The following is a 12,548-nucleotide window of genomic DNA, read 5'->3' as shown; positions in this document are numbered from 1 at the left end:
GCTATTACTGTCCACAAGTAACGAGATAAATTGAATCTACGAGTAATTCTATACGAGCAATTCTATTACCTTCACATTTATGGTGAGTGAAATTTTCTCAATAATTATGTATAAAATGAGAACAATACTTTAGAAATATATTTATTTCCCACTTCGATTAACTATATTTCACCAAAATAATGTATTGAAAAATAGGTTATTTTTTACCTAACGGTAGGTTGAAAAAGACCTTAATGAATGATACACTTTAATTAACCTTTTTTATTGGGAGGATTTATTATGCGTAAAAGTGAAGAAACACTCTCTTCCATAGTCGAAGCAAGTTATCGACTATTTGCCGGTCACGGCATTGCCAAAACGACCTATACAATGATTGCTGAAGAAGTTGGTATTGCCAAGCCATCTATTTATTATTACTTTAAATCTAAAGATGCATTAATTGAAAGTATTTTTAATGAATTATGTGCAGCGATGCAGTTCTCCTCATTCTTTCATACAGAAGAGTTTACGAAAGAGAATTTCATTGAGAAATGTGTTGAAATTGGCTTTAAAATGATAAACGAACAACAGAAAGATCCTTATTTTAATCGTGTATTACAAGAATATGTATTACTATCTTCAAGAAACGATATGTACAAAGATCGATTACTAACTGTGCAAACAGAATATTTAAACGGATTTGAATCACTCCTAACAAAAGCAAATGAACTTCAACTCATTCAAAATAAAAATCTAGTTTCAAAAGCTCATATGTTAGCATTAGTACTTGATAATATCGGAAACTTCATGATGTTTGATGTAAATATGAATTATAAACAAATATGGATTGAAGCTGTCCACAGTATATTCGAAAGAAGTGATTCGTATGAAAACTAAAAAACGAATTTTCGGCTTAGATTTTGCTAGAGCGTGGGCAATGTTTGGAATGTTACTAGTTAATTTCATGGTGATAACAGGGGCGGAAGGAAATGGGCCTCCTCTGTTAAAAACCTTTATGACGCTTTTTGAAGGTAGAGCTTCTGCCTTGTTTGTTATACTTGCTGGGATTGGCATAACTTTAATGACTAAATCATCTGTTGCTAGCCAAGAGAAAATAAAAATCAATACCAGCCGAATATTGATTTGGAAACGATCACTATTCTTATTTATTTTAGGATTATTATTGTATGTAATGGAATGGACGGGTGATATTTTACACTACTACGGCGTTTACCTTTTCATCGCTGCATTACTAATTACTGTACGAAGAACTATACTAATATGGCTTTCTATCATTATTTTACTTGCTGCACAATATCTCCAACTTACTTTCAACGCCTTCGAAGGATGGGGAGGCACAATCCCATTTATAAACTATATAGACTTTTGGACCTTAACAGGTTTTCTTCGCAACTTATTTTTTAATGGCTATCACCCTATTTTCCCATGGTTTTCTTTCTTCTTAATCGGTATGATAATTGGCAGGTTAGATCTTCATAATAGGAAAATTAGACATTGGTTGTTCTTACTGGGTTTAACAGTAACCGTAATTATAGAGCTATTATCAAAAGGGTTAACACACCTTTTTATCCCATACATTGGTGAAGCAGCCTCTACATTTTTGTTTAACACAGGACCCATTTTACCCAATATATTATACGTCGCATCCGCTACAGGATCTGCTATTGCTATATTAATAATTTGCCTCTACATTGCTGAAAAATATGAAAATAATTGGTTTGTTACTTCCATTATACAAACAGGACAATTAACATTAACGCATTATGTAAGTCATGTATTTATCGGTATTGGCGCATTGATTGTATTAAATCGTATGGAACATCAAACACTACTTTTCGTTTTATTATTTGCTACTGCATTTTTCATTTTCAGTATTTTATTTAGCGTATTATGGCGAAGGAATTTTTCTAGAGGACCTATCGAATGGGTTATGCGGAAAATAACTGATTAATTTATCTTCATACAAAAAAGGAAGTTGGAATGATTCCAACTTCCTTTTTTCTTTAATTAGCCGCGTTTAATTTAATTCGGATCTTTGTCTCACCTAAAGAAAGTTCATCGTCCTCATTCGTTAAGTGACCAAATGTAAATTGCTTGACGAGTAAGTTTTCTTCCAATAAATCTTTATGATTCGTTAACGTTTGCTGTAGTTCTTCTTCTGTATCAAGAATTACATCCACTCGTAAATTAACTGGTAAATTCAACTGCTTACGATATTCTTGAACTGCACGAATAAATTCACGTGCTACTCCTTCTTGTAACAATTCTTCCGTTACATTCGTATCTAACATTACCGTATATTGACCGTTAGTCGTATTTGAAAATCCTGATTTCGCAACTTTCTCTACTAATACATCTTCAGCTGTTACAACTACTTCTTCTCCTGGTGCTACTTCGTAAACTGCTCTTTCTGTAGATACAAAGTGTTGTACTTCTTCTTTTGATAATTGTTTTAGCCAGCCATTTACTGCATTCACACTTTTACCAAACTTCGGCCCAGCCGTTTTAAAATTCAGCTTTAATTGATAGGACGTGTATTTCGTTTCATCGCGTTCAACATGGAACGCTTTTACATTTAGCTCATCCATGATGATATCACGATAAGATTCCCAATCCATATCATTTTCATTATGCGCTAGTAATACAAGTTCTGCTAACGGCTGTTTTACTTTTAATGAATGTTGATTACGATTACTTCTTCCAAGTTCAACAACTTGTAAAACAGCATCCATTTCTGCTTCTAACTCAGGCTGGATAAGTGATTCGTTTACAACCGGATAATCTGCTAAATGAACGCTGCTTCCTTCTAAATTCAGATGAATATCCTCAGCTACAAACGGTGTAAATGGTGCGATTAATTTACTAATTGTTACAAGCACTTCATGAAGCGTTTCATACGCAGCTGCTTTTTCAGGATTCATACCAGATTCCCAGAAACGATTACGTGATCGTCTTACGTACCAGTTACTCACTTCATCTACAAGCGCCGCGATTTCACGAGCTGCATTCGTAAATTGATAATCATCAAGTGCTGTTCTCACTTTTTTCGTTGTGCTATGCAATCTTGATAATACCCATTCATCTAATTTCGTACGTTTAACTTCATACTTTTCTTCCGGATTATACTCATCTAAATTTGCATATAAAACGTAGAAGCTATATACATTGACTAACGTATCTACAAATTTAGATTTTGCTTCCAGTACTGTTCTTTCAGAAAAACGCTTTGCATTCCACGGAGCACTGTCAACAAGTAGAGCCCATCTTAAAGCATCTGCACCAAACTGATTTACTAAATCAACTGGATCTAGTGCATTTCCTTTACTTTTAGACATTTTCTGTCCTTCCTCGTCTAGAACATGCCCTAGTGATAACACTCGTTTATAAGGTACTTTTCCTGTATATAGTGCTGATACTGCTAATAAACTATAAAACCAGCCGCGTGTTTGATCAATTCCCTCTGCAATTACATCTGCTGGAAACTGTTCTTCAAATAACTCTTTATTTTCAAATGGATAATGATATTGTGCAAACGGCATGGAACCACTATCAAACCAAACATCGATTACTTCTGGTGTACGATTCATTGTACTTCCGCATTTTTCGCAGCAAACTTGCACTTCATCTACATACGGCTTATGCAATTCTAAATCTTCAGGTGTTTCTTTCGTACTATGCTTTCTTAATTCGGCGATGCTTTTCGGTGAGAATTGATGATCGCAGCTTTCACATTCCCATACGTTTAACGGTGTTCCCCAATATCTATTCCGGCTAATATTCCAGTCCACCATGTTTTCTAAAAACTTACCAAACCGTCCATGCTTCATATGGTCTGGATACCACTTAACAGAATCATTATTTCGTAAAAATGTTTCTTTAATCTCAGTTGTTCGGATTAACCAGCTTTCTCCTGCATAATAAAGTAATGGTGAATCACAGCGCCAGCAATGCGGATAGCTATGTTCATATTTTTCTTTATGATATAGCAAACCTTCTTTAGCTAAATAACGAACGATATCAACGTCACATTCTTTTACAAACTTACCTTTAAGAAATGGTACTGCATCCGTATACTCACCTTTCTCATCTACAACATGTAAGAACGACAATCCTTCACTTTGAACGACTTTATAATCGTCCTCCCCATATGCTGGAGCGATATGAACGAGTCCTGTACCACTATCTGCAGTTACAAAATCTGCTGCAATTACGTGGTACCCATTTGTAACTTCCTTCATCGGAAACGGTGCTGTATAAGATGTGTTTACTAATTCTTCGCCTTTATGAACGGATAATACTTCATAGTTTTCTTTTAGTACTTCTTGTACACGCTCTTTCGCAACAATGTATACATACCCTTCTTGTTTCGCTTTAACGTATTCCATATTTGGATGTACGGCAAGTGCAACATTCGCTGGAAGTGTCCACGGCGTTGTCGTCCATCCAAGGAAATATTCATTTTCACTATCTTTTACTTTAAACTTAACCGTTGCGCTTAAATCTTTCACTGTTTTATATCCTTGTGCAACTTCATGTGAACTAAGCGATGTTTGACAGCTTGGACAGTACGGTGAAACTCTATGCCCTTTATATAACAAGCCTTTTTCATGAATCGTCCCTAAAATATTCCATACACTTTCGATATATGGATTCTCTAGAGTAACGTATGGATCATCCATATCTACCCAATATCCAATGCTCTCCGTAAATTCACGCCACTGCTTCTCATATGTGAATACACTCTCTTTACACTTTTGAATAAATGGCTCAATGCCGTACTCTTCAATCTCATGCTTACCTGAAATACCAAGTTGTTTTTCAACGCCTAATTCTACAGGTAATCCATGTGTATCCCAGCCAGCTTTTCTTAACACTTTATATCCAGCCATCGTTTTATATCTTGCTACTAAATCTTTAATTGCCCGACCAAGTGCATGGCCGACGTGTGGTAAACCGTTCGCCGTTGGTGGTCCTTCATAAAACACAAACGATTGTGCGCCTTCTCTATTCTGAATTGATTGTTCAAAAATGCCCTGTTCGTTCCACTGCTTACGAATACGTGTTTCTCTCCCTACAGCTGACTCTTTTACATCTACTTTCTTCATGTACAATCACTCCTTTGAATGTTTTAAAAGCACACAAAAAACCCGCCCCTATGAAGTAGGGACGGGTTTACCCGCGTTACCACCCTAATTCTATTAGCTTTTCACTAATAGCACTTAGCAACGTACTAATATACGCGTTCTTTGTAACGGTAGACATCCGTCCGAGCTTACTTTATTCAGCCACGGCTCCTCGGAGATGATTTTCAAATAACGTCTGCACACCGGCTCTCAGCAATACACCGGCTCTCTGGAGAACAGCTCACTATTTTACTCTTTCTCGTCTTCAGATTTGTATACTTTATTAAAAGTTATTTTATGCCATTAAACAATTAATTGTCAACTAATTCGAAATATATTTTTATTTATACCCTTTTTCTCTATTCTTATACAATCACTTTTCAAATTCTCGCAATCCTGCTAAAACTTCATCTTCCTCTGCAAGTTCAGCGAAAAATCCTGTTTCATCTTCACGAAGCACAATTTCAAGTTCATCTTTTGCCTCTTCATTTCTGTTTAATGATGTTAAATAACAAGCATGATCGTATCTTGCTAGCAAGTCAGTAGCATCAATTGCTAATATTTCACTTGTTATTTTTTCTGCCTTTGTCGTTTGCCCAGCTCTATGATACGAAGATGCTAAAGCAAGAAGAATTGCTGTTTCATTTGGATGATGTACAGAAGCGTCTTCTAATAACTGAATCGAGTCCTCAATTCTCTCTTGACTTTGATATATTTCTGCTAAAGCAAGGAATCCTCTACTTACAAATGGCGTTTTCTCAATTAATTGCAAGTGAATTTTTTCGGCTTTTCTTTCTTCGCCTAGCTTACATAATACATTCGCTTGTAGAAGAAGTGTATCATAATCATCCGGTAGCTCGCGAACCATTTGTTTCGTTAATTCAAAAGCATCTCGTAACATATCTTCTTCTTCACACTCAATGAAAAGATTTACAAGTTGCTTCGCTACATCATAATCCCACTTATTTTCTAACGATGTTTGTAAAACCTCTATAGCTTCTTCATTCATCGCCGCATTCTCATAAAATATTGCGAAACGCTGCGCTGCCATACTATTTTTCGGATTTAACTTTAAGGAGATTTCAAATAAATCGATAACAACTGTAATCATTGAAATTTCCTTCGCACGATTTTTCATGCGATAAAATGCTCTTGTAAATATAGATTTTTTCGGTTGCTCATTTTGCTGTCTTTCTACTAATCTTTCGGCAACCGCAGTAGCTGCATACATAAACGCTATACTTCTTTCTGCTTTTTTCACCTTTAGCGTATGAAGTACGTCTCGTATCTGGGATAATTTTTTATGTTGTTCCATTGCTTTTACGTACACACCAAAAATACGTTCACTTTCCAAATCTTTATGCATTACTTTCAGCGCAACTTCGATTGCTTCTGCACTCTGCTTTTTAACTAGCAATTTCGCATAATGATATAGTACTTCCACATGCGCTTCATCTATTTTCATTGCGCATTCGATATATTCTTTTTCTTTATCTATGTCATTCATCGCGCCAAACACGTATGCAATCGCATCTAAACGCCATGTTTCAGGAACTTCTTCCTCCAATTTTTCTAGTTCAACTAGCAATTCTTCCTGAAGATTCATTTCTACTGAAAGCTGCGCTAAATATTCCATATTTATATGCATTGGTTCTTCTTTCATCGCCTGGACCATATGCTTTTGTTCTTTGGAACGATTCTCTTCTTTTTCGTATATTTCAGCAAGCTGCAAATGTACACCTAAGAAGTTCTTATCTCTTTCTAAACATGTTTCATACGCATGCTTTGCTTCTTGAAATTGCCCTAACGCCATGAATGTTTCACCGATACGGAAATACGGCAATGAATCTTGTTTTTTCTTAAGTGCATCATTATACCGTTTTATCGCCTGATCATACTGTCCAATAGATTCATATAAAACACCTGCGTAACAACCGTATTCAATTACATCCTCTTTTTCTTTTTCTAACGTTCTTAAAAATGCTATGCCTCGTTGCACAAAAGCTGTGTCTTTTATTCGATTTACATACTCATCCAACACGCTCGCTATATTAGCGTATACGCTTCGTATACCGTTCTCTAATTTAGAAAGTGCAAGTTTTAACTCTTTTTCATCCTCACCTAATGCCATTTCAGCATCCCATAACACCATACCAGCATTCATAAGGAAATCTTGATTGTCTTCAAATTGCTTATTAATACTGACAATATAGTTTTTTGCATCCTTATATTGTTCCTTTGCCATATAAACTTGAATTAAACCGAAATGAGAATATACATCTTCATTATTTTCTTCTAAAGAACGCTTATATATAGTTTCCGCTTCTTCAAGTTCATCATTTTGAAAATGAAAATCTCCTAAACGAACATATAAAGACGCCTGATCTTCACAATTTTGAATTCCTTGTAATAGAATTTCCTTCGTATTTTTCTCATCATCCAAATCCGATTCATAGATTTCCGAAAGCTTCGTATATAAATAGGCTGCTGTTTTATCTAATTGAATCGCCACTTTAAGTCCTTTTACCGCCAAATACACTTTCCCTAAATACTGAGCACATCTTGCACGTTCATACCATATGTGCGCTTCATATTTATATTCTTTTAATAAATCATTAAAGAATCCATATGCTTCTTCATATCGTTCTAAATCTATTAAAATTAAACCGTGATTTACAAGTGTAAACCTTTCTGGACTACGTTCTATAGCTGTTAGAGAATACTCTAGCCCCTTTTCGGATTGATCCATATACATGTATGATAATGCTAAGAAACTCCACGCAACTGGTTGATCTGCATCCAATTGTAATGATGAACGAAAACTAGCAATCGATTCTGCATAATTATCTTGCTCAAAAGAATAACGTCCATTTATAAAATGATACAACGCTTGATTGCTTTTCTTCTCCACACTTTGAAGCATCTGTCCTGCTTTTTCCATATCCTGCAGACGAATAAAACACTGTGCACTATGCAATTTCACAAAGTCAGAGCTCGGAAACTTTTTCATTAATTTTTCTATACAAAACTGAATAAAATCTTTATCTACTTCAGCATCTAAATGTTTAATCGTATATAACCAAGTGTTTGGGTTTTCACTTGTTTCTTTTAAAAATAGTACTAACTTTTCAATTCCCTCTTTATCTTGCTCACCTAAATGATCTGTAAGAGAAAAGATTGTTTTATAATAAGTGTGTTCTTTCTCATTTAAAAATGAAAGTTGTTCCATTCTATCTTTTGGTATAAACGTAATAGCTAAACAATCTGTATAACGATATTTTTCTTGCAACTTATCATATTCCACAAGAATCGGTTCCAAGAAATTCGGATCTTGAATATAAAAAGCTTGCAGTACATCGTCATAACCAGAAAGCACTTGTACATGGGAAGCGTGCTCAATATCTATACTTAATAAAACGGGAATACCTTGATTGAGTAATCTCTTATAATTTTCCTCATTCCCTTGAAAATAACGATATTCGTAACCTTGCTCTTCTATATATGTAACTGTATCTGAAAACTTAGAACCTGTTACATCAAAAATATGTTGTGCAATTTCATCTTGCGTACGTTTTTCTCCCCATACCCCTAACATCATTTCCAAACTTGTCGGAACGCAATAGTTATCCTTTTGTACAACCGGAACTATCGGTAAACGAACCTTTTTTCCATCAGGATTTTTTTCTATATGATGATATAGAGAATTTTTTAAACTCTTTTCACTTTTCAATAGTGCTTGCAAATCGTGAATATTATTCATTTTATAAAATGCTTCTGCACGTAAATGTATAAAATAAGTTGTATATGCATGATGCGGAAGCATATGATTGATTTTATCTATTACCGCTAACATTTCTTCATAGCGCTCTAAATCTAATAAATATTTTACTTTTTCAAAATAGAAATATGGTACTTGAGGGAACTTTGCAATCGCATCATTAATGAGTTGTAACGCTCGCTGCTGTTCACCTTTATATGCATATAATTGCGCCAATAAGTACGTAGCTAACTCTTCACAATCTTTATGCTGCTGACCGGATAAAAGTTGTTCCTCTGCCTTCTCCCACTCACCAGTCTGTATATATAAGTAACCCCATTTATCAAAAACTGCACGCGTACTATGCTTTTCCGCCTTTTGCATATAGGCATAGGCCTCTTCATTTCGCTTCATATCTAGCAAACATCTAACTAACGTAAAGTATGTTTTCGTTAAAACATCCGCATCAGTTTCCTCTTCATTTACCTTTTCCAAAGAATCTTTTAACAATTGTTCAGCATCAAGGATTTTACGCTCATCAATTAATTCATCACAATATAAAGAGAGCGTTCTCATATTTGGGAATTTTTTATAAGTATAACGAATTAAAAAGGAGCTATATTGATGCATCAAACCTTCATCAGCAAGACGAATTAATGTATCAAACTCCTTAGGTGACGAGACGTTAGAAAGCCAGTTCTTCACGTATGATAACTTATTCGTTTCTTTTATATGCGCAATTTCATTATTTATCTCATGTAATCCATCTAGGAATCTCTTTTCTTTCAAACAAATCTCTAATTGCTTAAAATCTAGCATGCATTCACCTCAAATTATTATTTATACTGCCATTTGCAAGCAGTATTCTAACCTACTTGCTTAGATTTTACACATCATATAGTATGCATTCAACTAAAACCTCATATAATGAACGATATTATTTAATATTATTCAAGTTTATAACTAAATATCTTAAAAACGATACTTTTTCTCGTTATTTTGTTTAATTTGATGAAATAACATATACTATTCGAAGATGGGTTTTATCTTCTTTTTTGAGGCTTCATTCAGTGGATGAAATTATATTAACGATTTCCTGAATATCTATTGTAACTTACAATAGATCAACGATTTGATAAGATATATCGATTTACCTAAAAAAATGACAATCATCCTATCTTTTATTTCACTTATCAAATTTTAAATCTATAAAAACACCGTAATGATCACTTGGAAATACGTGTGATGAAGTTAATGCTAAATCTCCAAATACAGATACATTTTCTATATTTAGAGATTCAAACGAATCCTTCTCTTGTATCAAAATCCAATCATATCGTTCTTCTTGCTTTTCATCCCCTATTAAATTTGTATTCTTTCCATAATCTAAAGTTGGCTGAGCAAGAATGTTATCTTGATTTTCTTTAAGCTGAGCCACGTCTATCCATTGATTACTTATTAAGTATTGATGCACCCCTGAATGTGGTTCATCATTAAAATCACCACATAATAATTCGTAGCCACTACCTCTGTTTTTAATCCAATTATTCACCGTATCCAATTGCTCTTTTCTTACCTTACTAGATTTCCAATTTAAATGAACATTCGTTATCCCGAGCTTATACTCTTTATATTTTAACATAATTCGAATGGCACAATAATTCGATTCCTCTATATCTGTTTCCCAAATAGCTTCTTCAGCTAAAATAGGAACTTTACTTAAAAAAGCTAGGCCTTCCTCTGGAGAATCTGGATACTCTTTAAATACACAGACCGGATATCCAGATTGATCCGCTATATACTGCGCAACATTTTTCTTCAATTCATACTTAGCACAACTTCCCACTTCCTGTAGAGCAAAAATATGCGGGGAAATATTGCGAACCTCCTCACAAATGGCTTCTAATCTCTCAAACCAAAAACTCTCGTGATTCCATATATTGAAAGTAGCAATTCGAATTACATCACTACAATTTAACATTTTATTTCACCAAATGTAATTTTCATATTCGGAGCATAAACTAAAGATGCATGTATATGAAACACTTCAAAAAATCGTAGTTCTGCTTCATATTGAGCGAGCGCTTCAGCAAATGTTAATCCCCGACTCATTAAACGTTCTATAAATTGCTGTTTATTACCCGGATTGCCTGTAATCCCCTCTTCTTTTAGAGAATTATATAATCCTTGCTTATCATTTTGATTTAAATTAGAATCTAAAAAATTCACTTTATCACTTACTCTACATTCAATATTTTTAACACCCAATTCACTTAAATACATAGGTATTTTCATACCGATATTTCCATCTTTACCGTTTCTCTGTGTATCTCTTTCAAATAATCTCTGCAAAACACCTAGCTGGATAATTTCCGATTGATTCTCTCCATCTAATACGTATGAAGACATATTTGACATCCAATGTGGTTCAAAACAGATTATTTTACCACCTTGTTTAATTGAATGTATCATCTTCTCTAGCATCGTTTTTGGGGAACTCATATGTAATAAGAAAGCATGACTGACAGCTATATCATATTTATTTTTCAATTCAATTTCTGTCGCATCCCCCTCAATAAATTCTGTTTCATATGGGAGTGCACGAAACAACTCTCTCGCTTCAGCTATTAATGTTTCTCCCCTATCAATCCCTGTATACTTTGATCCAATTGGAAGTAAAGGCAACAAAATTAAACCTAAATAACCATATCCACAACCATAATCAACAATATGTATAGGATCAGTAATCTTCCAAACTGAATTGACTAAAAAACTTAAATAATCATCGTTATAATATAAATCTCTCGTATTTCTTAAATATGCTAGCTTACTATTCCAATCATACTCTTCCAGGTCCAACACCTCCTTTTATATACAAAACTAAAGTTCTCCATTTAATAGTCACATTCCTACACTTCTAATAAAAAAAGCTAGTATACCTTAAACGATACACTAACTTTCCCACTCACATAATTTAACAATTACAATCAGTATAATCAGTACAAGCTAATGTACTGCAATCACAGTTTCTATGTTCGTCATTTCTTTTTAGGTGAAAATAGAGTAACACAATAAATATTGTACAAATAACAAAAGCAATTACTGCTTCTATATTTCTTTCATGAATGAGAAAACTAATCCCGCTTCCTCCTGAAATAAGAATTAGAACTGAGTAAATTCAAAACATGTAAAGTTCTCCTTCCATTAATATATGCTTTTAGATGTTATCCATATAATGCTAGAGGCAATAAATAGCCCCATACCATTACCGCTTAATAAACCGGTCGTTACTCTTAGTAAATTTGTGCTGCTTCTCCATTTCCATTTTTGGGTGAATCCATCAATAAGTAACGGAATTTGAGCGGAAAATGATAGTATTATTGCAAGTAGAAACGAAGGTGTCATATAAAAATAAATTGGAAACATTAAAATACCGATAAGCATGCCTGTACAACGCGCACATAAAAGTATGTATTTTTGTAGTTTAAGGAAACTTCTTTCCGATCTTCTATGACAAGGAATTTGTAAAATAAAAGTTCGAATCAATATGAATCACCCTCTCTAAATAGATTTTAATTGATTTTGCAAAAAAATTATATATCCAATAAAAAAACAAACCAGGTTCATACTAGACCCGGTTTGTCAGTTTATTACTAAGTTCTTAATAA

The 12,548-nt window shown here is 34.1% G+C and carries 7 protein-coding genes and 1 other annotated feature; of the genes, 2 read left to right on the top strand and 5 right to left on the bottom strand.

What is annotated here, in order from left to right; all coding sequences use genetic code 11:
* Positions 1–279 precede the first annotated feature (279 nt).
* The gene (locus tag NSQ69_RS10885; RefSeq protein WP_341099235.1) at positions 280–876 is read left to right on the top strand and encodes a TetR/AcrR family transcriptional regulator; all 597 of its coding nucleotides are present in this window, start codon (positions 280–282) and stop codon (positions 874–876) included.
* Positions 866–1,951 (top strand): DUF418 domain-containing protein, encoded by a 1,086-nt coding sequence (locus NSQ69_RS10880; protein WP_033730156.1) that lies wholly within the window; start codon positions 866–868, stop codon positions 1,949–1,951. Before NSQ69_RS10885 ends, NSQ69_RS10880 begins: the two co-directional genes overlap by 11 nt.
* A gap of 52 nt (positions 1,952–2,003) precedes the next feature.
* Here the strand turns inward: NSQ69_RS10880 and ileS are convergent, their stop codons facing one another.
* From ileS to NSQ69_RS10850, 5 genes are all read right to left on the bottom strand, one after another.
* Entirely contained in the window at positions 2,004–5,105 is a 3,102-nt protein-coding gene (gene ileS, locus NSQ69_RS10875; RefSeq protein ID WP_078206745.1) for an isoleucine--tRNA ligase, read from the bottom strand.
* A 54-nt stretch (positions 5,106–5,159) separates the two neighbouring features.
* Positions 5,160–5,398 (bottom strand) — a binding site (T-box leader).
* 98 nt (positions 5,399–5,496) lie between these two features.
* A complete protein-coding gene (locus NSQ69_RS10870) occupies positions 5,497–9,699 on the bottom strand; it encodes a bacteriocin-processing peptidase family protein (RefSeq protein WP_197236064.1) in 4,203 nt (1,400 codons plus the stop codon).
* A 367-nt stretch (positions 9,700–10,066) separates the two neighbouring features.
* Complete coding sequence (locus NSQ69_RS10865; protein ID WP_197236065.1) at positions 10,067–10,861, bottom strand: endonuclease/exonuclease/phosphatase family protein; 795 nt, start codon at positions 10,859–10,861, stop codon at positions 10,067–10,069.
* Positions 10,855–11,739, bottom strand: coding sequence for a class I SAM-dependent methyltransferase (locus tag NSQ69_RS10860; RefSeq protein ID WP_341099234.1), 885 nt, complete (start codon positions 11,737–11,739; stop codon positions 10,855–10,857). The genes NSQ69_RS10865 and NSQ69_RS10860 overlap by 7 nt, the downstream gene beginning before the upstream one ends.
* A 345-nt stretch (positions 11,740–12,084) precedes the next feature.
* Positions 12,085–12,426 (bottom strand): DUF2085 domain-containing protein, encoded by a 342-nt coding sequence (locus tag NSQ69_RS10850; protein ID WP_341099233.1) that lies wholly within the window; start codon positions 12,424–12,426, stop codon positions 12,085–12,087.
* Between the last annotated feature and the right edge of the window lie 122 nt (positions 12,427–12,548).

It is taken from the genome of Bacillus sp. FSL R10-2201 (genome assembly GCF_038008665.1).
Lineage (GTDB): Bacteria > Bacillota > Bacilli > Bacillales > Bacillaceae_G > Bacillus_A > Bacillus_A mycoides.
Note: the sequence above shows the minus strand (reverse complement) of the source record. Positions and strands in the feature narration are given on the sequence as shown.

Bases quoted from the DNA above. Each gene is read 5' to 3' on its own strand.
- NSQ69_RS10885 (WP_341099235.1), top strand. From the start codon at position 280: ATGCGTAAAAGTGAAGAAACACTCTCTTCCATAGTCGAAGCAAGTTAT.
- NSQ69_RS10880 (WP_033730156.1), top strand. From the start codon at position 866: ATGAAAACTAAAAAACGAATTTTCGGCTTAGATTTTGCTAGAGCGTGG.
- ileS (WP_078206745.1), bottom strand. From the start codon at position 5,105: ATGAAGAAAGTAGATGTAAAAGAGTCAGCTGTAGGGAGAGAAACACGT.
- NSQ69_RS10870 (WP_197236064.1), bottom strand. From the start codon at position 9,699: ATGCTAGATTTTAAGCAATTAGAGATTTGTTTGAAAGAAAAGAGATTC.
- NSQ69_RS10865 (WP_197236065.1), bottom strand. From the start codon at position 10,861: ATGTTAAATTGTAGTGATGTAATTCGAATTGCTACTTTCAATATATGG.